Here is a 20401-nt window from a genome sequence, read left to right as displayed (position 1 = left end):
CCCCCTCGGGGGCGGGCGGCGGGTCGGCGGTCACCTCCAGGCGGACCGGTTCGGAGACCGGTCCGGGGTCGCCGCCCTTGAGCGGGCGGACCTCGAACTCGTAGGAGGCCCCGGCGAACAGGCCGGTCGCCTCGTAGCTGCCGCCGCCGTCCGCCTCGGCCGCGACCTCGGCGAGGCGGACCCGCTCGTCGGGGTCGGGGGCGGTGCGGCGCTGGAACACCTCGTAGCGGGTGGCGCCGGGAACGCCGTCCCAGCTCACCCGGGCTCCGTCGGCGGTCTGCTCGGCGTGCACCCGCGGCGCGGCGGCGGGGCCGACCGCGACCTCGGGCAGCGGCCGGGGGTAGGGGCTGCCCAGCCCGAGCGGGTCGGCGAGGGCGTCGGCGAACGCCGCGGCGACCTTGACCTCGCCGCGCGCGTTGGGGTGGACCTCGTCCCAGTGGTCCTCGGCGGGCACGTAGTCGGCGGCCGTGCGCGCCACCACCACCGGGGAGTCGGGCCGGGTGAGCTGGTCGGCCAGGGCGGGCAGGGCGGCGTTGTACTCGGCCGCGGCGGTGTTGACCGCCAGGTCGTCCTCGGTGCCCCACACGGGCAGGATCTCCCCGATCACCACCTGGAGGTCGCCCTTGGCCGTGCGCGCGGCGGCGACGATGTCGCGGGTGCGGTCGAGCACCTCCGCGCCGGAGGCGCCCTCCACGAGGTCGTTGACCCCGACGAGCAGCAGCAGGTAGTGGGGATCGGTGTCGAGGACCTCGCGGCCGATCCGCTCGGCGACCTCGGCGGCGGTGGAGCCCCAGACCCCGGCGTGGTCGGTGTCGAAGTCGGCGACGGCGTAGCGGCTGTCGCCGTAGCGGCCGGAGACGGGGTCGAACAGGTCCGTGCGCGGTCCCACGAAGTCCACGTCGAGGCCCTCGCGCCCGGCCAGGTGCTCCCACAGGCGGTAGCGCCAGGTGTAGTCGCCCGTGCTGCCCTGCACGCGGGAGTCGCCGGAGACCAGGATGCGGGCCGTGCCCGCGGGCGGGGCCCACCCGCCGGTCGGCCGGGGCGCGGGGGGCGCGTCGCCGTCGACCCGGAAGCCCTCCCAGAGGGGCTGGAGCAGCAGCAGGGTGAGGGCCGTGGAGGCCGCCACGAGTGCGAGCAGCCCGGTGGCGGGCAGCCGGATCCGCACCCGCCGGCGACGGGCGTCGCGGTCCGTCTCCCCCTGCGGCGGGGTGGCTGCCTCCTCCACACCGGACAGCCTAGGACCTGCCGTTCCCGGGCGGTCAAGGGCGGGGGTGCCGCTGGGGGCGGCCCGCCGGAACGGATGTGATCCGGGTCTCGTGTTCTGCCCCACAAGGGGTTACTCTTGGGTAACCCGCGTTGGGGCGCACGCCCCGCACCCCCGTCCCCGGAAAGGCGGTCCGCCCGTGACCGGTCTGCTCGCCGCCCTGGCCTCGGCCGTGGTCTACGGCCTCGGCCTGGCCGTGGAGCAGCGCGCCCTGCACCGCTGCGCGGCCATCAGCGTCCGCCGCCCCCTGCACCTGGCGCGCGTCCTGTTCGGCAACCCCCGCTGGCTGGGCGGGTGCGCGCTGGCGGCCGCGGGCAGCGTCGGGCTGGTCGTCTCGCTGGGACTCGCCCCGGTCTCCGTGGTCCAGCCCGCCTTCGCGGGCGGGATCTCCCTGACCCTGCTGGTGGTGGCCCTCCTGCAACGCCAGCGGATCAGCCGCGGCGAACTCGCGGCCCTCGGGGCGATGCCCGTGGCGCTGCTCCTGCTGGCCCTGTCCCTGGGACCGCGGGACGCCGCGGCCGGAACCACCGCCGACCTGCCCCTCCTGCTCGCGGTCAGCGCCGTCACCCTCGTGGTGTGTGCGGGCGGCATGGCCGTGGCGGGCGGCGGCAACGCGCCCGCGGCGGTCATGGGAAGCGCCGCGGGCCTGGCCCAGGGGGTCGCGGGCTTGCAGGGCAAGGGCATCGGGGGGCTGCTGGCCGACCACGGCATCGTCGGCGCGGTCGGACCGGTCCTGCTCTCCCCCTTCCCCTACCTGTACGCGTTGGGCTGGGCGGTGGGCATCGCGCTCTTCCAGACCTCGATGCAGCGTTCGCGCGCCTCGGTGACCGCGCCCGCCGCGAACGTGGTCGGCAACGTCTTCATGGTGGTCGCCGGGACCGCGGTCTTCGCCGAGTCCCTGCCCGCCGAACCGCTGCCGCTGGCGCTGCGCGCCCTCGGCTTCGCGCTGACCCTGGCCGTGGTGGCGCTGGTGCACCGGGCCGCCGGGCGGGTGGAGGAGGAGACCGCGCGGCAGCGCGCCACTGCCCTGCCCGCCGTCTCCTAGACGGCCACGCTGAGGGCCTGGAGCAGTGCGGGCGCGGTGACCTCGGCCCAGGCGTCGATGACGCTCAGCGGCTCGGTGACCTCGGTGCCGGTCAGCACCAGGCCCGGCTCGGCCACCCACGCCCCCAGGTCGGACAGCAGCACCCGCAGGTCGCTCTCGATGTTGTAGCCGTTGCGCAGGTCCTCGACGGCCGCCAGCGGCAGCGCGATGACGTGGGCCAGGCCCAGCTCCGGCAGCCGGTCCAGGAAGACCTTGAGCAGGCCCGCGTAGCTGCCGTGCACCTGGGGGGTGGCCACGACGAGCACGTCGGTGGCGGCGATCGTGGCGAGCGCGTCGGCCACGCCGTCCGTCACCTCCTCGGCGAGCAGCTCCGGTCCGAGTTCGGCCAGGTCGATGGTGTCGATGTCAGCGGCGAGGCCGGTGTGTGCGGCGATCGCGTCGGCGGTGTGGACGGCCGCGGCGCGAAGGGCGGAACGGGTCTGAGGAGCGGCGACGAGCACGGTGAAGCGAGTCATATGTGGTGATCTCCAGGTGATTGCGGCCCGCGGGAGCCGCGTGGGACGTAGCGCGAGGGAATCGTCGGTATCGGGACGGCGACGGAGGGTTTCCCGGGCACGGCAGACGTACGTTCCTGTCACCGGGGATCCAGAAGGGGCCGGGGGCTCGAACGCACGCGTAGGGAAACCGCGACAACAGCAGCGGGGGCAGCGGCCCCGCAACAGGCGCTAGCTACGACAGAGTGCACTCGCCTGCTGCCGCAGATCGACATGCAGACGCTGGACGAGCAGCTCACCGGCAGACATGTACACCATGATGAAGCGGAGGCAAGGATAACGTCAATGTATGATCGACGGTTTTTCTGTGTTAACGGGTGATGAAGGACACAGGGGGTATGTCCCGGTGGCCACGTTCACCAACGCGCGTCTGGTGACCCCTTCCGGAACCGTCGAGGGCTGGCTGCGCGTCGCGGGCGAGCGGATCGCCGCGGTCGGCCCGGGCACCGCCCCGTCCTCCCCCGGAAAGACCGTCGACCTGGGCGGCCGCCTGCTCGCGCCCGGCTGCGTCGACGTCCACGTCCACGGCGGCGCGGGCGTCTCCTTCGACGAGGGCGACCCCGAGCGCGCGCTGGCCGCGGTCGCCTTCCACCGGCGGCGCGGGGTGACGACCCTGGTGGCCAGCCTGGTCACCGCCGCCCCCGCCGACCTGCTGCGCCAGGTGGCGGCGCTGGCCGAGCTGTGCGACGCCGGGGAGCTGGCCGGAATCCACCTGGAGGGCCCCTACCTGGCCCCCGGCCGGTGCGGGGCGCACGACCCGGCGCTGCTGCGCCTGCCCGACCCGGCCGAGTTCCGCCGCCTGCTGGCGGCCGGGCGGGGGCACGTGCGGATGGTCACCCTCGCCCCGGAGCTGCCCGGGGCCCTCGACCTGGTCCGCGCCGCCGTGGCCGAGGACGTGGTCGCGGCCGTGGGGCACACCGACGCCGACCACGCGACCACCCGCGCCGCCTTCGACGCCGGGGCCACCGTGGCCACCCACCTGTTCAACCAGATGCGCCCGCTCCACCACCGCGACCCGGGGCCGGTGGCCGCCGCGCTCAACGACGACCGGGTGACGGTGGAGCTGGTCAACGACGGCGTGCACGTCCACCCGGAGGCCGCCCGCATGGCCTGGAGGGCCGCCGGGGCCGCGCGGCTGGCCCTGGTCACCGACGCCATGGCGGCGGCCGGGCTCGGCGACGGCGACTACCTCCTGGGCGGCCTGCCCGTCCGCGTCTCCGGCGGCACCGCCCGCCTGGCCGCCACCGGGGCGATCGCCGGCAGCACGGTCACCCTGCCCGAGGCGGTCCGCCGGGCGGTCCGCGACCTCGGCGTGCCCCGGCACGAGGCGCTGCGCGCGGCGAGCGCGGTCCCCGCCGCGGCCCTGCGCCTGGCCGACGTGGGGGAGCTCACTCCGGGCCGTTACGCCGACCTCGTCGTGCTCGACGACTCCCTGGCCGTCACCTCCGTGTACCGCAGGGGACGCCCGGTTGCGGCCCCTCACGACGCCACCGCCGTCTACGAGCCGGATTCGCCTTTTCCGGCCGACTGACTCACTCTGTCAGCTTAAAGTTGGATACGGCCTTGGAAAGCGCTCCGGGAACACCTCGCCGGTGCGGACGGACGGAGACGGTACGGCGTCCCCGGGGTGCTCCAGGAGCCGGTGCGAGTCACATCCCCCGGTCTCGGTCGTTCGAGGCTGTTCCACACCACCGCGTCCCGCCGCGGGTCCTGTGACCCTCCTGTCACGGCTCGGTCCTGAGCCACGACGTCTGGAACATCCGGTGTCTTCACCCATCGGGAGAGAGATTGCCTAAGAAAGCTCAGTCCGGGTCCCATCCCCGGACCGTCGCCGTGGTCCTCGCAGGAGGCAGCGGCCAGCGCATCGGTTTGAGCACTCCCAAGCAGTTGCTCAAGATCGCCGGCAAGCCGATCCTGGAGCACACCCTCGCCCTCTTCGAGGAGGCACCCGACGTCGACGAGATCGTCCTCATGATGAACCCCGGCTTCGTCAAGGACGCCGAGGAGATCGTCCGCAAGGCCGGGTTCACGAAGGTCTCCCGAGTGCTGCCGGGCGGCACCTCCCGCAACGCCACCACCCAGCTCGCCCTCGACGTGCTGACCGACTACGACCCGACCACCAAGGTGCTCTTCCACGACGCGGTGCGCCCGCTGCTGTCGCAGCGCATCATCGCCGACTGCGTCAAGGCCCTCGACGACTACTCCGCGGTGGACGTCGCCATCCCCTCGTCGGACACCATCATCGAGGTCGACGACAACGACATCATCACCGACGTGCCCCGCCGCTCCCGGCTGCGCCGCGGCCAGACCCCGCAGGGCTTCCGACTGGGCACCATCAAGGACGCCTACGCCAAGGCGTGGGAGGACCCCGCCTTCGAGGCCACCGACGACTGCACCGTCGTGCTGCGCTACCTGCCGGGCACCCCGATCTTCGTGGTCCCCGGCGACGAGCACAACATGAAGGTCACCCAGCCCGTCGACATCTTCATCGCCGACAAGCTGTTCCAGCTCGCCTCCAGCACCACGCCGGAGTTCGGCGAGGAGGACTACCGGCAGCGGCTCACCGGCAGCACCATGGTCGTCTTCGGCGGCAGCTACGGCATCGGCGCGGGCGTCGCCGACCTGGCCGAGCAGTACGGCGCGCGCGTCTTCCGCTACAGCCGCAGCGCCACCCGCACACACGTGGAGAACCCCGCCGACGTGGCCGCCGCACTGGCCCAGGCGTACTCCGCCACCGGACGGATCGACTACGTGGTCAACACCGCCGGCGTCCTGCGCATCGGCCGGCTCGACCAGACCGACGAGGCGACCATCGAAGAGGCGCTGCGCGTCAACTACCTCGCCCCCGTGCACATCGCCAAGGCATCGTTCCCCTACCTCTCCCGCACCCGCGGCCAACTGCTGCTCTACACCTCCAGCTCCTACACCCGGGGCCGGGCCGACTACAGCCTCTACTCGTCGGCCAAGGCCGCCACGGTCAACCTGACCCAGGCGCTCGCCGACGAGTGGGCGGCCGACGGCGTCCGGATCAACTGCATCAACCCCGAGCGCACCCAGACCCCGATGCGCACCCAGGCGTTCGGCGAGGAGCCCGCGCACACCCTCCTCAGCGCCGAGAAGGTGGCCCGCACCTCGCTCGACGTCCTGCTGTCGGATCTGACCGGCCACGTGATCGACGTCCGCCGCGAAGACCCGGTCGCGGCCAGTCGCCAGGAGGCCGAATCCACCGGAAAGGGCTCCGAGTGAACCTGACACAACTGATCCAACGACTGGGCACGGGCACGCTCGTCCTGCTCGCACTGATCGGTGTCGGCTACCTCGCCCTGGTCGCGGGGACCTTCACCCTGTCGGTGTGGCTGTTCGCCCTGGGCGCGGTGCTGGCCTACGGCGCCGACGCGTTCGTCCAGGCCACCAGCCACGACCTGGGCAAGTACCTGACGCAGTTCCGCCTGGGCGGCACGACGCGGGCGCTGCTGCGGCAACTGCTCGTGGTGGGCTTCGTCGGCCTGCTGGCCTCCCCCTCCGTCGCGGGCTTCTGGTGGATGGTCGGCGGCGCCGTGGCGCTGTTCACCCTCCAGACGGGCTACGACCTGATGCTGCGCAGGCTGCGCCGCGTCCGGCAACTGCCGGTGGTCACCCGCAACATCGACCTGGGTCCGCTGAACATCCCCGACGGCCCGCCGAACTGGCTGGCCCGCAACGGGATGAACCGGGTTCTGCTGCTGGACGCCCCCCTGGTCGCGGGGGGCATCGGCTTCGCGGCGACCCACGATCCGGTCTACGCCGCCGGAGGAGCGCTGCTGTCGGTCGCGGGCATCCTGGTCGCGGCCGTCGTGCTGGCGCCGTTCCTGCTGAGCTCGAACCGCATCCCCGGCACCGGCAAGGTGCTCAAGTACGTCCAGCAGTGGCTGCGCGAGTACCGGCCCGAGGTGATCCTGTACTTCTCGGGGTCGGCCGACTCCGCCTACCAGATCAACATGTGGCTGGACTCCGTGGCCAAGCTCCCCCGCCGCTCCCTCATCGTGCTGCGGGAGCGGGCCGTGGCGGCGAACCTCGGGCTGACCTCCATCCCGGTGCTGTGCGTTCCCAAGGCCAACGACCTGATGGCGCTGGACTTCGAGCCCGCCGGGGTCTGCCTGTACGCGGCCAACACCGGCAAGAACATCCACATGCTGCGCAACCCGAAGATCAAGCACGTGTTCATCGGGCACGGGGACAGCGACAAGATCGCCAGCGTCAACCCCTACAGCAAGGTCTACGACGAGGTCTGGACCGCCGGCCAGGCCGGGCGCGACCGCTATCGCGTCGCCCAGGTCGGGGTGCGCGACGACGAGATCGTGGAGGTGGGGCGGCCCCAGCTCGACCCCATCCGGGTGGGTCCCACCGACAACCGGGTCCGCACCGTGCTCTACGCGCCCACCTGGGAGGGCTGGACCGACGACCCGGGCAACACCTCGCTGATGGCGGCCGGTCCCACCCTGATCGCCAAGCTGCTGGAGGTGCCGGGCATCAGGGTGATGTACAAGCCGCACCCCTTCACCGGCATCCGCGACCCGCGCGCCCGTGCCGCGCACCACCGCATCACCGCCCTGATCAACGAGGCCAACCAGCGTGCCGGTTACCCCTCCGGCACCGAGGAGGCCCGGCGTCGGCTCGCCCAGTTGGAGAAGCGCCTCGCCGAGGTGGGGACCTTCGACGAGCGGGTGGACGAGGCCCAGCGCTCCCGGGACAACGGACGCCTGGACCCGGCGCTGCTCGACGAGCTCAACCGGCTCGTCGAGGAGTGGCACCAGGTGTACTGGGCCGACCAGGGCGAGCAGCGCCACCTGGTCATCCAGGGTCCGCGTCCCACCCTGTACTCCTGCTTCAACCGCAGCGACCTGCTGATCAGCGACATCTCCAGCGTGGTCGCCGACTTCATCTTCAGCGGCAAGCCCTACGCGATCACCAACTGCGTGGGAATCTCCGATGAACAGTTCCGGATCGAGAACCCCACCGCCGGGGCGGCCTACCTGCTGCGGCCCGACGGCACCGGTCTGGAGCAGGCCCTGGAGGCGATGGAGAACCCCCTCTCCGACGCCTTCGCCGAGGAGCGGCGCAAGCTGAAGACCTACCTGCTCGGCCCGGACGAGCCGCCCTCCCAGGTCCGGTTCGCCCAGGCGGTCGACGACCTCTACGAGCGGGCCCGCGAGGCCGTGGCCCGGCGGGAGAAGTCCTCTGTGACGCTGTGATCGTCTCCGGCCCGTGAAAGGGGCGGCGGTCCACCGGACCGCCGCCCCTTTGCGTTGTCCGGCGTCTGTGCCGCGGGGCCGCGGGCGGGTCTCGCAGCGGGCGCGGTACGGCCGCGGAGTCCTCGGTTCCGGTCCCGAGGGCGGCGCCCGGACCGCTTTCCGGAAACCGCGGAGCACCGGGTCCTTTTCCGAAAGAACCGGAGATTCTCTTCAGGAAATTCTGCCGAGTCGGGTCCTGCCCGTCGGGAGCCGCGGCGGAAAAGAGGAGGACGAGGCGGATCCCCGTGGGAAGCGGGGTCCGCCGGGACCGCCCCGGCGTATTCGGCCCCGGCTGTCCGCCGTTGCACTGCCCCGGGAAACCTTGGGCAATCCATCCCCACTACTCCATGTTTTCCCTATTTCGGGCTTTTTCGGTAGATTGCCGGAAGCACGTGAGCCGAAACACTGCCGAAACACCACCGAAACAGTCCCGAAATCCCAGGCTGTCGGACGGCACCCGCCACCCCGGAGTCCCCCGCCGCACGCCCAGCCCGGACCACCCCGATCCGTCCGTGGTCCACCAGCGACAAGTCGGAGTCTCCTCGATGTCCCAACCTGACGTCAGCGTCGTCATCGGCGCCTACAACGCGATGCCGTATGTGGTCAAGTGCGTCGAGTCCGTGCTCGAGCAGTCGATCGGCGTCGACCGGCTGGAGGTCATCGCGGTCGACGACGGGTCCACCGACGGCACCGGAGAGGAACTCGACCGCTTCGCCGCGCGCTGCCCCAGCATGAGGGTGGTCCACCAGGAGAACTCGGGAGGCCCCGCCAAACCGCGCAACGTCGGGCTGGACCTGGCCACCGGCCGCTACGTCTTCTTCCTGGACGCCGACGACTGGCTCGGCGCCGAGGCGCTGGAGCGCATGGTCGCCATGGCCGACGCCAACGGCTCCGACGTGGTCCTCGGCAAGATGGTCGGGGTCGGCGGACGGACCGTGCCCGTCTCGATGTTCCGCCACAACCAGCCGAAGACCACCGTGTTCGACTCCAACGTCTACTGGGCGCTGGGGCCGACCAAGCTCTTCCGCCGGGCGTTCCTCGAAGACCTCGGGCTCCGCTTCGACCCGCGCCTCACCGTCGGCCAGGACCAGCCGTTCACCGCCACCGCCTACCTCAACGCCTCGGTGATCTCGGTGGTGGCCGACTACGACTGCTACTACGCCGTCCTGCGGGACGACGGCGGCAACAACACCTCCCGTCCCGACGGGGCGCTGCGGCGGCTCCCCTTCCTGCGCGCCGTGTTCGACCTGCTCACCCGCGAGGTCGAGGAGGGGCCGAAGCGGGACCGGCTGCTGCGCCGCCACTTCCAGAGCGACCAGCGCGAGTTCCTCACCCACCTGCTCGCCGAGGCCGACCCCGAGCAGCGGGCAGCGGTGTTCGAGGAGTTCCGCGGCTTCGTGCGCGCCTGGTGCTCCGAGGGGGTCCAGCAGGGCATGCCCGCCGCGGACCGGCTGCGGCTGTGGCTGATCCGGGTCGGGCGTCTCGAGGAGACCCTGGAGGTCATGCGGCACACCCTGGAGGGGCGCACGACCCCCCTGGTGGTCGAGAAGGGTCGGGTCTACGGCGCCTACCCCTTCTTCCGGGACCCGGAGCTGTCCGTCCCCGACGAGGTCTTCGACGTCACCGGGGAGCTCCCCGTCCACCACCACGTCCACGAGGTCTCCTGGAACGGCCCGCGGCTGCGGCTGCGCGGGCGGGCCGCCCTCGACCGGCTCGGCGGCCTGGCGGAGGGCAGCGAACTGGTGCTGCGCGAGCGGGAGAGCCGGGTCGAGCACCGCCTTCCGGTGGCGCCGCTCCCCGCGGCGGAGCCGGTGGACGGGGACGGGGGGACCGTGCCCGCGGAGTTCGACACGGTGGTGGACCTGTCCCGCGCCGCCGACGGCGCACCGCTCCCCCGCGGCCTGTGGGACGTCTCCCTCAACGTCGTGGTGCAGGGGGTGTCCCGGGAGGTGCGGATCGGCTCGCGGCGCTCCCCGGAGGTCTCCGCCAAGCGGCAGCACCGCGTCGTCCCCGCCCTCGGCGGGTTCGTCACCGCCTACTACACCCAGCCGTACAGCAACCTCACCCTCGACGTGGACGGGGCCATGCACAAGCCGCCCGCCTCCGCCGAGGTCGGCTCCGCGGAGTGGGCCGCACAGAAGCGGGCCGCCCTGCTGCTGCGCGGCTCGGTGGACGCCGTCGGCCCCTTCCTGCTCCGGGCCCGCGACGGGGACGGCCGGACCGTGGACCTGCCGGTCGAGGCGGCCGAGGACGGCTCGTTCACCCGCCTCCTGCGGCTGCTGGACGGCGAGGAGGCGCTGCCCTTCGGCAGATGGTCGTTCTCCCTCGTCCCGGCCACGGGCGGGGACCAGGTTCGCGGGCTGGCGCTGCGGGGGTCCCTGAGCGCGACCGGGCGGCGCTGGTGGCGGCGAGGCCGACCGGTCTACGCCAAGCTGTGGGCGGACCGCAGGGGAGTCTTCCTCACCGTGGCCCCGGTGCGCCTGACCTCCGCGGTGCGCAGGGCCGTCGGACTGCGCTGACCGTGCCCCGCCCCGGACGGCCGGGCGGCGTGTCACGGTGACAATACGTGATCGAAGGTGGCCCCACGTTCACAATACGTGAAAGCGAACTGGAGTTTACCCAGCTTGTGAGGACACCACCATGGCCCACTCCACCCACAGCCGCCGCGCCCCCGCGCCGGCCACGATCCTGACCCACTCCCTCCAGCGGCGGCGGCTCGCCCGCCTGGCCGAGGCGGTCGCCCCGCACGGGATCTGGGCCCGGGTCATCGAGGACGGCACGCCGTTCCTGCGGGTGAGCAACCCCCGGTCCGAGTTCGCCGTGGAGGACGTCTTCTGCGAGCGGCGCGAGGACGGCCACGTCTTCGTGACGTCGTTCGGCATGTACCTGGGCGACTGCGACGACCTGGCGCAGAGCGTGGAGCGGACCGCCCGCCTGCTCGGCGTGGAGCTGTCCTGAGCGGGCCGCCCGGCCTACTCCTCCCGCAGCAGGGTCTCGACCGCCTCGACCTTGCGGGTCAGGCCGTCGGTGACGCCCTCGCGGATGTCGGCCTTGAGGACCAGGCTCACCCGCGACGCGCCCTCTGCGGCGGCCTCGACGGCGCGCCGGACGACGTCCATCACCTCGTCCCACTCCCCCTCGATGCTGGTGAACATGGCGTCGGTGCGGTTGGGCAGCCCACTGTCCCGGACCACCTTGACGGCACGGGCCACAGCGGGGGCCACGGACTCGCCGACGCCTATCGGAGTCACGGAGAAAGCGACGATCATGCCGCCAGTCTAGGTCGCCGGGAGTAGGCACTCCGGAGCGCCGCGCCTCGGAGCGGGGACACGGAACGGTCCCGGGTCAGCAAACGGGGACTGCCGAAATCGCGTCTCAGGCGGCGATCAGATCCCGCGCCACACGGGGCTGCGGGGTGGCACACGCAGGCGTTCGGCTGTGCCCACGCCGCCCGTCTCCCACCCTGACGCGGTCGACGCCCTGACTCCGGTTCAGGGCTTGAGGGCTTCGCTGAGGGCCGCGAGGGTGCCCTCGACGAGGCGGTAGAACGCCCACCTCCCGCGCTGCTCGCGGACGACGAGTCCCGCGTCGACCAACTGCTTCATGTGGTGGGAGACCGTCGGCTGCGCGAGCCCGACCGGCTCGGTGAGCTCGCAGATGCAGGCCTCACGGTCGGGCCGCGCGGCGATCAGTGACAGCAGGCGGACCCGGGTGGGATCCCCCAGCGCCCTGAACACGCGTGCGAGCCGCTGCGCCTCCTCCACGCCGAGGACGCCGCCCGTGACCGGCGAGCAGCACGCCGCCGCGGCCGCTTGGACGTCCAGGACCGGCAGCACTGTTCGGGTGGCCATGGACCCATGATGCCAAACCCATTGACAATCGTCGATACATCGAAGAATCTCGATGCATCGAAACCCGTCGATGCGAAACCGGAGGAGCGTACCGCCGTGACCACGAGCAGCCCGCAGCCCCGCACGCAGACTCCCGACGAGGTACGCGAGGAAGTCCGCAACCGCTACGCCCAGGCTGCTGCCGCGGTCGCGGCGGGCACGGCCAACACCGAGCTCAACGACCAGCTTCAGGAGCTCGACGACCGCCGAGAGGCCTCCTCCTGCTGCGGCAGCGACAGCGCCGGGACGGTCGACGAGTCCTTCGGTGCGGCGCTCTACAGCAGCGACGAGCAGGACGCCCTGCCCGCCGAGGCGGTCGCGGCCAGCCTGGGCTGCGGCAACCCGACCGCGGTGGCCGACCTCCGCGCCGGCGAGCGGGTCCTCGACCTCGGCTCCGGCGGCGGCATCGACGTGCTCCTGTCCGCCCGCCGCGTCGGTGAGACCGGATTCGTCTACGGCGTCGACATGACCGACGAGATGCTCGACCTCGCCCGGGCCAACGCCGCCAAGGCCGGAGCCGCCAACGTGGAGTTCCTCAAGGGCACCATCGAGGACGTGCCCCTGCCCGACGCGTCGGTCGACGTGGTCATCTCCAACTGCGTCATCAACCTCTCGGTCGACAAGCCCAAGGTCATCGCCGAGATGTTCCGCGTCCTGACCCCGGGCGGCCGGATCGGGATCTCCGACGTCGTCGCCGAGGACCACCTCAGCCCCGAGGAGCGCGTCGAGCGCGGCTCCTACGTCGGCTGCATCGCCGGCGCCCTCTCCCGCGCCGAGTACCTCGCCCACCTGGCCGCCGCAGGCTTCGCCGACGCCGAGGTCCGGTTCACCCACGAGGTCGCCCCCGGCATGCACGGCGCGATCGTCCGCGCCACCAAGCCGAGTCGGCCGACGGACCGGCCGAGCAGCCAGGAGACCGCCTGACCGTCGCGGTTCCCGATACGCCCGTGCCCCGGCGGCCGACCGCGCTCGGGGCGCTCCCGGTGAGGACGCGTACCGGAGCAGCCCCGGGCAGCAGACAACGGAACGGCCCGGCCGGGCGGACAGTGTCCGCCGGGCCGGGCCGTTGCCGGACAGTGGAGGTGGCGGGAATCGAACCCGCGTCCTTCAGTGCTGCAGCAGGGCTTCTCCGGGCGCAGTCTGCTCAGCGTTCTACTCGGCCCCGGCGCTCACGCAGACAAGTCGCCGACAGGCCCAGCCACATGAATGTCCCGAACGGACCCTGTGGCCTGGTCCGAGCGGTGAGTCTCCTCAACGATGCCGGACACTGGAGCGGAGACACCCCCAGGCCGACAGAGTCGCTGTCGCTTAGGCGGCGAGAGCGAACTCAGTGCGCTTAGAGTTGGCACTTATTGTTTTGCGGTCGCATTTTTACGAGGCTGCGTCCGCCGTCCTCGGCCCGCTTCCCCTACAACAACCACCGAAGTCGAAACCGATCACCCCCTGTGCAGTTGTCAACGGGCTCTGCGGCCCGCACGCGGAAGCGCTTCCGCTGCTTCCAGGTTACTCGTTCAACACCGGCGGGGCCAACCTGATTCCCGCCCTGGGAGGGCGCTCCCGCCCAGGAGAAAGCCCCCGCGGGCGCGGACGAGAGCCGTCAACGCTGCCCGCGGGGGCTCGGGCCGGCAGGGTCGGGCCGGCCTCGGACGACAGGGCCTCCCCCGAGACGAGGTCCTGTCCCAGACTGTCGTCCGCGACCCCCCATCACGGACCAGTCACCCAGGAAGACGCCTCGGCGGAGGCTCCAGGTTGCTTCTCCCAGTGGAAATTTCAGGACGAACTCAGGCGTTCCCCTCGCTTTCCGCCGCGTCGGCCGCGGTGTAGCTGTCCGGGAGCAACTGGAGGAACGACAGGGCCGAGTTCACCGCGAACTGGTAGGTGTAGGAGGGCTCGGTCTCGACGACCACCGCGAAGGCCAGGTTGCCCTGGTAGCCGACGAACCACTGGACGGTCTTCTCCTCCCCGTCGATCTCCTGCTGGACCGTGCCGGTCTGGCCGCGCACCGGGTTGAGGTAGTCGATGTTGAGCGCGCCGGCGCTGCCCTGCTGCACCGGGGTGAGCATCAGCTCCCGCAGCGGGTCCAGCACCTGGGAGTCGAGGGCGATGTCCTCGACGTCGACCTGTTCGCCCTCGACCAGCCGCGGCGCGTGCCACCGGCCGTCCGCGACCGCCCCGGCCACCAGGGCCATGCCCAGCGGGCTGACCGTGACGTTGTCGACGCCCACCACCGTGGCGGCCACGGACTCGGCGTCCCACACCTCGACGAACTCGCCGGAAAACGCCGGGACCGGCAGCCGCCACGGCTGCCCGATGCCGAACTGCTGCGCCGTCCTGGCCAGCAGGGCGCCGTCCACCGACTCGGCGAGCTCGGCGAACGCCGTGGTGCAACTGTAGGCGAAGTTCGTGCGCAGGTCCGGGGTGCCCAGCAGGCCGCTGCCGTTGGTGGTGAAGGTCCGGTTGCCGACCTTGGTCTCCCGCGGGCACTCCGCGGTGGTGTCCAGCGTGGTGCCTCCGGCCAGCATCGCCGCGGCGGAGACGATCGTGAACGCCTCTCCGGGCCGGTACTGCTTGGTGAACGCGCCGTCGTTGGCGGTCCCGGAGGGCTGTCCGGCCGCGGCGAGGATCTCCCCGGAGCGCGCGTCGACCGCCACCAGGTAGGCGGTGCCGTCGATCGTGGCCAGGGACTGCTCCGCGGTCTCCTGCACGGTGCTGTCGATGGTGGTGGTCAGCGAGCCGCTCTCCACCCCGGTCCAGGTCGCCAGGACCCCGGTCTCCTGGCCCGAGGCGTCGAGGGTGACGATCCGGGTGGTGGCGGTGCCCGCGAGCAGTTGCTGGAAGCTGCTCTGCAAGCCGTTCAGGCCCACCGTGTCGCCCGCCTGGTAGGGGCCGGAGACGCGGTTGGAGACTTTGTGCTCGGCGGTTCCGGCGACCTCGCCGACGACCCCGGCGGCCAGGTCGGGGATGAGCGGCATCTTCCGCTCCTCGGTCTCCGCCCCGGGGATCTTGGAGACGTCCCTCAGGAGTGCGGAGGAGACGTCCGCGGTGCGCTTGAGGACCAGCGGCTGGAACTCCTCGGGCGGTGCGGAGCGGACCCGGTTGAGCAGCGGCTCGGGGTCCTCGCCGAGGAGCTCGGCAAGGCTGTTGATGCCCTCCGTCATGTCCGCCATGTCGGCGGGGCGCACGCCGAAGGCGGTCACCTCGGTCTCGCTGACCAGTGCGGTGCCGTTGCGGTCGTGGATCTGGCCGCGGTCGGGCACGTCGTAGGTGACGGCGAGCCGCTCGCCCTCCCCCAGTTCGGGGTGGATGACGGCGGGCGACCAGTTGATGGCCCAGCCGCTGGAGGTGCGGGTCAGCGGCATCGACCCGGTGTAGCGCCACACCGGGTCGCCGATGCCCAGGTCCGCCTCGACCCCGAACTCCGCGGTCGCCGTGTCGCCGTCCATCTCGATGGGACGCAGGCTCAACCGCAGGGCCGCCAGGTCGAGCTGGTCGTGCGCCTGCCGCAGCGCCTCGGCGACCTGGGCGGTGTCGCCGTCGGTGTGTCGGGCCGCACTCTCGTAGTCGCCTTCCTGCCAGTTCAGCAGGAAGCTGCGGACCGCCACCTCGGGGCTCGGTTCTGCGGCGCACGCGGCGGTGGCCGCGACCACGATCATCCCAGTGGTCGCGGCAAGGAGTCGCCGTAGGTTGTTTCGGGGGGGCACCCTAGTCGTCCTTTCAACGCCGACGGCGCAGCGCTCTCTCCATCTCGCGCTTCGCCTCGCGCTCGGCGATGTCGTGGCGTTTGTCGTATTCGCGCTTGCCTCGCGCCAGAGCGATCTCGACCTTGGCCCGCCCGTCGCGGAAGTAGAGGGAGAGCGGCACCAGGGTGCGCCCCGCCTCCTGCGTCTTGGCGTCCAGTTTGGCGATCTGCTCTCGGTGCAACAGGAGCTTACGCGGACGACGGGCGGCGTGGTTCGTCCAGGTGCCCAACGTGTACTCGGGGATGTGCACGTTGTGCAGCCAGGCTTCGCCGTTCCTGATCTGGGCGAACCCGTCCACCAGCGAGGCGCGGCCGGCGCGCAGCGACTTCACCTCGGTGCCGGTGAGCACGAGACCGGCCTCGTAGGTGTCCTCGATGTGGTAGTCGTGCCGCGCGCGCCGGTTCTGCGCGATGAGCTTCTGTCCTTTTTCCCGTGGCATGTGGCCTGCTCCTTTCGGCTTTGCCGCCTCAGACCCGCAGGTACCTCCGCAGGGTCAGGAAGGAGGCGATCGTGCAGAGCAGGACACCCAGGATGACGGACATGCCGATCACGGAGAGCAGCGCGCCCGTGCTCAACTCGACACCGGAGTAGAACCAGTCCTGGATCTTGTCCAGCAGGAAGAAGCGCGTCGCCACGATGAAGCCCGAGGCGATGACGCCGCCGATGAGGCCGCAGATCGCGCCCTCCAGGAGGAACGGCAGTTGGATGTAGAAGTTGGAGGCTCCCACCAGCCTCATGATGCCGGTCTCGCGGCGGCGGCTGTAGGCCGACAGGCGGATCGTGTTGCCGATGAGCAGCGCGGCGGCGGCCAACTGCACGACGGCGACGATCAGCGCGGCCCACTTGAGGCCGTCGAACAGTTCGAAGAACCGGTCGAGCACGTCCTTGTCGTTGGAGACCATGTCGACGCCGGGGCGGTCCTGGACGCTCTGCTGGACCCGTTCGTACTTGGAGGGGTCGGCCAACTGGACCCGGAAGTTGTCCGGGATGTCTCCCTCCTGGGTGGCCTCGACCAGGGCCTGCCGGTTGGAGAAGCGGTTCTGGAAGTCCTCCCACGCGGCCGCCTGGTCGACGTACTCGACGCTGGCGACCTCGGGCATGGCTTTCAGGTCCGCCTGGAGGGAGTTGCGGTCCTCGTCGGTGGCCGGGCCGTTCTCGATGCAGTGCTTGCTGGGCGAACTCTCGGTGCACAGGTAGATCGTGATCGAGATCCGCTCGTCCCAGTACCCTCGCATCGCGCTGACCTGCTGGTTGATCAGCATGCCGGCACCGAAGAGGGCCAGCGAGATGGCGACCGTGGTGATGACCGCGACGGTCATCGTCAGGTTGCGCCGTAGGCCGATCCAGATCTCAGAGAGTACGAACTGTGCGCGCATGATGTGTCAAAGGTCCATCCTTGTGGGGCTCCGCGCCACTTCGGGGCGTGCGAACAGAGCCGCTGGGCGGGGTTCCGCTACAGGCTCTGCGAGCCCGGGATTCACGAAAAATCGGGACCTAGTACGCCTGGCCGTAGACGCCACGCGACTGGTCCCGGATGACCTCGCCGTCCTCGAGCTCGATCACGCGCTTGCGCATCGAGTCGACGATGGCGGCGTCGTGGGTCGCCATGACGACGGTGGTTCCGGTGCGGTTGATGCGGTCGAGCACCTTCATGATGCCGATCGAGGTCGCGGGGTCGATGTTTCCCGTGGGCTCGTCGGCCAGCAGGATCTGCGGCCGGTTGACGAACGCCCGCGCGATCGCCACGCGCTGCTGCTCACCACCGGACAGCTCGTCGGGCATGCGGTCGCCCTTGCCCTCCAGTCCGACGAGCTCGACGACCTCGGGGACGACCTTGCGGATGAACCGGCGGGGCTTTCCGATGACCTCGAGCGCGAACGCCACGTTCTCGAAGACGTTCTTGTTGGGCAGCAGCCGGAAGTCCTGGAACACGCACCCGATCCGGCGGCGCAGGTGCGGGACCTTCCAGTTGGACAGTCGCGCGAGGTCTTTGCCCGCGACGTGGACTCGGCCCTTGGTCGGCTTTTCCTCTTTGAGGATGAGACGCAGGAACGTTGACTTACCCGAACCGGACGGTCCGACGAGGAAGACGAACTCTCCCTTGTCGACGTCGACGGAAACGCCGTTCAGGGCGGGGCGTTTCTGGGTCGGGTAGACCTTGGTGACGTTTTCAAACTGAATCACGGGCGCATCACAAGGATCTCGAAGGTTGGGGCCCACAGCGGGTGGGTCCGCTCGAAGCAGTACCGCGGCCACAGGGCCAATCGACAGTGTAGGGGGGAAAGCACCCCGGAATGTCCGGGTCCGCAGGGAACCGGGAATCTCACGGAGTGCACCGTTCGATCCCGGTGCCGAAGTGTCTTCCGCCCCCCACGGCGCTGCGGGTTCGGGGGCAACACCAATCAGCTACTAAGAGCATAGAGGAATTGTCAAGCAGTGATAACATTCACATATACGTGACTCTTCCGGACATGGCGGTTACTCCGCACACACTGCGCCGGACCGCCCGGGGCCGTGCCGCTTGCGGGCCCGGTCACCCCGCGGCCTGCTGCTGGTCCCGCTCCCGGCTGCGCAGCCATCTGATCTCGGCGTCGATGAACTCGTCGATCTCCCCGTCGAGGACCGCGCTGGTGTTCCCCGTCTCCACCCCGGTGCGCACGTCCTTGACGCTCTGGTACGGGTGGAGCACGTAGTTGCGCATCTGGGTGCCCCAGGCGCCCGCGGACTCCCCGCGCAGCGCGGCGAGCTCGGCCTCCTCCTCCTGGCGCTTGCGCTCCAGCAGCTTGGCCTGGAGGACCGACATCGCGGTGGCGCGGTTCTGCAACTGGGAGCGCTCGTTCTGGCAGGACACCACGATTCCGGTGGGCAGGTGGGTGATGCGCACCGCCGAGTCGGTGGTGTTGACGCCCTGGCCGCCCGGACCGGAGGAGCGGTACACGTCGATGCGCAGCTCGCTCTCGTCGATCTCGATGTGGTCGCTCTGCTCCACGACCGGGACCACGTCGACGCCGGCGAAGGAGGTCTGGCGCCGGCTCTGGTTGTCGAACGGCGAGATGCGCACCAGCCGGTGGGTGCCGTGCTCGCCGCGGAGCAGGCCGTAGGCGTAGGGCGCCTTGACCACGAAGGTCGTGGACTTGATCCCGGCCTCCTCGGCGTAGGAGGTCTCGTAGATCTCCGTGGGGTAGCCGTGGCGCTCGGCCCAGCGCAGGTACATGCGCTGCAACATCTGCGTCCAGTCCGCCGCGTCCACCCCGCCCGCCTGGGCGTTGATGCTGACCAGGGCCTCGCGTTCGTCGTAGGGCCCCGACAGCAGGGTGCGCACCTCCAGCTCGCTGACGTCCTTGCGCAGTGCCTCCAGCTCCCTGCGCGCCTCGGCGAGGGTCTCGGCGTCGTCCTCGGCCGCGGCGAGTTCGAAGAGCACGCCGATGTCGTCGATCCGGCTGCGGATGCCCTCGACCCGGGTGATCTCGGACTCCAGGAAGGACAGGCGGCGCGTGACCTTCTGCGCGTTCTCCTGGTCGCTCCACAGCTCTGGATCGGCGGACTGCTCCCGCAGTTGCTCGATTTCCGTGCGCTTGGCGTCGAGGTCCAGGACCGCCTCGATGCTCTCCAGCGTGGACGAGAGTTCCTTGATCTGCTCTGCGGGGTCTAGTTCTGCCACGCTGCCCAGTCTAGACGGCTGCGGCGGCCGCCTCGTCACCACGATCGGCCCGGCCGCCGCCCGGGCTCACAGTCCGTGCTGGGCGCGCAGGTGCTCCACCCGCCGGTACAGGTCGGCCACCTCGGGGTGGTCTTCGGCGTCGCGCAGCCCGCGCAGCCGGGCCAGGCCGAGGACCGCCTCGGAGACCCGTCCCAGGCGCAGTTGGGCCTCAATGGCCTCGACGAGCGGCAGCGGACCGTGCGACGCGCTCCAGTGGGCGGTCACCAGGGCCACGCACTCGGCGTCGTGGCCCCTGGCGGCCAGGGCCCGGGCGGCCCGCCGCAGCGCCTCCCCCCGGCGGCCCGCGCGGGCGCAGGCGGCGCCGAACAGTTCGACGGCCTGGGCCACGTCGTCCCGGTACAGGACGCGCTCCCCCAGCATCACCGTGGCGCGCCAGCTCCCGGGCGCCAGTTCGGCGAGCCAGGCGTCGGCCTGCTGCGGACCGTGCCGCTCCGCGTGGCGGCGCCAGCCCCACACCAGGGCGTCCGCGTGGTCGGGGTCGCAGCGCAACGCCTGGTCCAGGGCGGTGGCGACGTCCTCGTCGTCGTCGCGGCGGTCGGCGAGCCCGGCGAGCGCGAACCAGGTGTCGGCGTGCCCGCCGCGGGCCCTGATGTGCCGGACGAGCTCCTCCTCGGCCCGGTCGTCCCGGCCGCAGGCGGACAGGGCCTGCGCGTACAGCACGACGCCCCGGTCGAGGTCGGGGTCGAGGACGCGCACCCGCTCCGCCGCGGGCAGGACCTCCGGACCGAATCCCGCGTCCAGCGCGCCGTGGACGAGCGCCCGCAGGCGGTCGACGTCGTTCCAGACGGCGTCCACGGCCTCCAGCAGCTCGTCGACGCTCGGGCGTTCCCTGTTGGCTTCCACGGCTGCCATGACACCAATTCCGGCCCGGCCGCGCCAACTCGCCCCGGCACGGGAGCGGGGCCGCGCCCCGGAGG

Annotated in this window: 17 protein-coding genes and 1 other RNA gene; 7 read left to right on the top strand and 11 right to left on the bottom strand. The window is 71.4% G+C overall.

Going from position 1 to position 20401, the window contains the following annotated elements; translation table 11 throughout:
• Nucleotides 1-1225 (bottom strand): GDSL-type esterase/lipase family protein (locus tag AC529_RS20620; RefSeq protein ID WP_068758363.1); only part of this gene is annotated, 1225 nt, incomplete at its 3' end.
• 178 nt (nucleotides 1226-1403) lie between these two features.
• Between AC529_RS20620 and AC529_RS16970 the strand changes: the two genes are divergently transcribed.
• Nucleotides 1404-2309: a DMT family protein gene (locus tag AC529_RS16970; protein ID WP_068758362.1), complete on the top strand. Its 906-nt coding sequence runs from the start codon at nucleotides 1404-1406 to the stop codon at nucleotides 2307-2309.
• Here AC529_RS16970 and AC529_RS16965 read toward each other — a convergent pair.
• Nucleotides 2306-2824, bottom strand: coding sequence for an NADPH-dependent FMN reductase (locus AC529_RS16965; RefSeq protein WP_068758361.1), 519 nt, complete (start codon nucleotides 2822-2824; stop codon nucleotides 2306-2308). The genes AC529_RS16970 and AC529_RS16965 overlap by 4 nt on opposite strands.
• A gap of 385 nt (nucleotides 2825-3209) precedes the next feature.
• Between AC529_RS16965 and nagA the strand changes: the two genes are divergently transcribed.
• The 5 genes from nagA to AC529_RS16940 all read left to right on the top strand — a co-directional run bounded on the left by nagA (nucleotide 3210) and on the right by AC529_RS16940 (nucleotide 11091).
• A complete protein-coding gene (nagA, locus tag AC529_RS16960; RefSeq protein ID WP_068758360.1) occupies nucleotides 3210-4394 on the top strand; it encodes an N-acetylglucosamine-6-phosphate deacetylase in 1185 nt (394 codons plus the stop codon).
• 338 nt (nucleotides 4395-4732) lie between these two features.
• Complete coding sequence (locus AC529_RS16955; protein ID WP_232306797.1) at nucleotides 4733-6109, top strand: bifunctional cytidylyltransferase/SDR family oxidoreductase; 1377 nt, start codon at nucleotides 4733-4735, stop codon at nucleotides 6107-6109.
• The gene (locus AC529_RS16950) at nucleotides 6106-8094 is read left to right on the top strand and encodes a glycerophosphotransferase (protein ID WP_068758358.1); all 1989 of its coding nucleotides are present in this window, start codon (nucleotides 6106-6108) and stop codon (nucleotides 8092-8094) included. The genes AC529_RS16955 and AC529_RS16950 overlap by 4 nt, the downstream gene beginning before the upstream one ends.
• A gap of 584 nt (nucleotides 8095-8678) precedes the next feature.
• The gene (locus AC529_RS16945) at nucleotides 8679-10652 is read left to right on the top strand and encodes a glycosyltransferase family 2 protein (protein ID WP_068758357.1); all 1974 of its coding nucleotides are present in this window, start codon (nucleotides 8679-8681) and stop codon (nucleotides 10650-10652) included.
• A 121-nt stretch (nucleotides 10653-10773) separates the two neighbouring features.
• Complete coding sequence (locus AC529_RS16940) at nucleotides 10774-11091, top strand: hypothetical protein (protein ID WP_068758356.1); 318 nt, start codon at nucleotides 10774-10776, stop codon at nucleotides 11089-11091.
• Between the two features lie 14 nt (nucleotides 11092-11105).
• Here AC529_RS16940 and AC529_RS16935 read toward each other — a convergent pair whose 3' ends face one another.
• Together AC529_RS16935 and AC529_RS16930 are read right to left on the bottom strand one after the other, a co-directional pair.
• Nucleotides 11106-11402 carry an MTH1187 family thiamine-binding protein gene (locus AC529_RS16935; RefSeq protein ID WP_068758355.1) on the bottom strand — a complete coding sequence of 99 codons (297 nt, stop codon included), beginning with the start codon at nucleotides 11400-11402 and terminating at the stop codon, nucleotides 11106-11108.
• Between the two features lie 222 nt (nucleotides 11403-11624).
• Nucleotides 11625-11984, bottom strand: coding sequence for an ArsR/SmtB family transcription factor (locus AC529_RS16930; protein ID WP_083948369.1), 360 nt, complete (start codon nucleotides 11982-11984; stop codon nucleotides 11625-11627).
• Nucleotides 11985-12080: 96 nt separating this feature from the next.
• On the opposite strand from AC529_RS16930, the gene arsM reads away from it, so the two are divergent.
• Nucleotides 12081-12947, top strand: a complete 867-nt coding sequence (gene arsM, locus AC529_RS16925) for an arsenite methyltransferase (RefSeq protein ID WP_068758354.1) — start codon at nucleotides 12081-12083, stop codon at nucleotides 12945-12947.
• A gap of 150 nt (nucleotides 12948-13097) precedes the next feature.
• Here arsM and ssrA read toward each other — a convergent pair.
• The 7 genes from ssrA to AC529_RS16890 all read right to left on the bottom strand — a co-directional run bounded on the left by ssrA (nucleotide 13098) and on the right by AC529_RS16890 (nucleotide 20336).
• Nucleotides 13098-13467, bottom strand: a transfer-messenger RNA (tmRNA) gene (gene ssrA, locus AC529_RS16920).
• Between the two features lie 337 nt (nucleotides 13468-13804).
• Entirely contained in the window at nucleotides 13805-15676 is a 1872-nt protein-coding gene (locus AC529_RS16915; protein ID WP_232306796.1) for a penicillin-binding transpeptidase domain-containing protein, read from the bottom strand.
• Nucleotides 15677-15737: 61 nt separating this feature from the next.
• Entirely contained in the window at nucleotides 15738-16202 is a 465-nt protein-coding gene (gene smpB / locus AC529_RS16910) for an SsrA-binding protein SmpB (RefSeq protein WP_068758352.1), read from the bottom strand.
• Between the two features lie 28 nt (nucleotides 16203-16230).
• Nucleotides 16231-17139 (bottom strand): permease-like cell division protein FtsX, encoded by a 909-nt coding sequence (gene ftsX, locus AC529_RS16905; protein ID WP_068758351.1) that lies wholly within the window; start codon nucleotides 17137-17139, stop codon nucleotides 16231-16233.
• 118 nt (nucleotides 17140-17257) lie between these two features.
• The gene (gene ftsE, locus AC529_RS16900) at nucleotides 17258-17947 is read right to left on the bottom strand and encodes a cell division ATP-binding protein FtsE (protein WP_068758350.1); all 690 of its coding nucleotides are present in this window, start codon (nucleotides 17945-17947) and stop codon (nucleotides 17258-17260) included.
• 349 nt (nucleotides 17948-18296) lie between these two features.
• Nucleotides 18297-19424: a peptide chain release factor 2 gene (gene prfB, locus AC529_RS16895; protein WP_068758349.1), complete on the bottom strand. Its 1128-nt coding sequence runs from the start codon at nucleotides 19422-19424 to the stop codon at nucleotides 18297-18299.
• A gap of 66 nt (nucleotides 19425-19490) precedes the next feature.
• Nucleotides 19491-20336: a hypothetical protein gene (locus tag AC529_RS16890; protein WP_232306795.1), complete on the bottom strand. Its 846-nt coding sequence runs from the start codon at nucleotides 20334-20336 to the stop codon at nucleotides 19491-19493.
• Between the last annotated feature and the right edge of the window lie 65 nt (nucleotides 20337-20401).

The organism is Thermobifida cellulosilytica TB100, assembly GCF_001517975.1.
GTDB lineage: Bacteria > Actinomycetota > Actinomycetes > Streptosporangiales > Streptosporangiaceae > Thermobifida > Thermobifida cellulosilytica.
The sequence above is the reverse complement of the archived record's forward strand: the minus strand, read 5'-3'. Positions and strand labels throughout refer to the sequence as shown.

Excerpts from the sequence above, each read along its gene's own strand:
- AC529_RS16935 (WP_068758355.1), bottom strand. The coding sequence starts at position 11,402 with ATGATCGTCGCTTTCTCCGTGACTCCGATAGGCGTCGGCGAGTCCGTG.
- AC529_RS16930 (WP_083948369.1), bottom strand. The coding sequence starts at position 11,984 with ATGGCCACCCGAACAGTGCTGCCGGTCCTGGACGTCCAAGCGGCCGCG.
- AC529_RS16945 (WP_068758357.1), top strand. The coding sequence starts at position 8,679 with ATGTCCCAACCTGACGTCAGCGTCGTCATCGGCGCCTACAACGCGATG.
- smpB (WP_068758352.1), bottom strand. The coding sequence starts at position 16,202 with ATGCCACGGGAAAAAGGACAGAAGCTCATCGCGCAGAACCGGCGCGCG.
- AC529_RS16890 (WP_232306795.1), bottom strand. The coding sequence starts at position 20,336 with ATGGCAGCCGTGGAAGCCAACAGGGAACGCCCGAGCGTCGACGAGCTG.
- ftsX (WP_068758351.1), bottom strand. The coding sequence starts at position 17,139 with ATGCGCGCACAGTTCGTACTCTCTGAGATCTGGATCGGCCTACGGCGC.
- AC529_RS16940 (WP_068758356.1), top strand. The coding sequence starts at position 10,774 with ATGGCCCACTCCACCCACAGCCGCCGCGCCCCCGCGCCGGCCACGATC.
- AC529_RS16915 (WP_232306796.1), bottom strand. The coding sequence starts at position 15,676 with ATGATCGTGGTCGCGGCCACCGCCGCGTGCGCCGCAGAACCGAGCCCC.
- AC529_RS16965 (WP_068758361.1), bottom strand. The coding sequence starts at position 2,824 with ATGACTCGCTTCACCGTGCTCGTCGCCGCTCCTCAGACCCGTTCCGCC.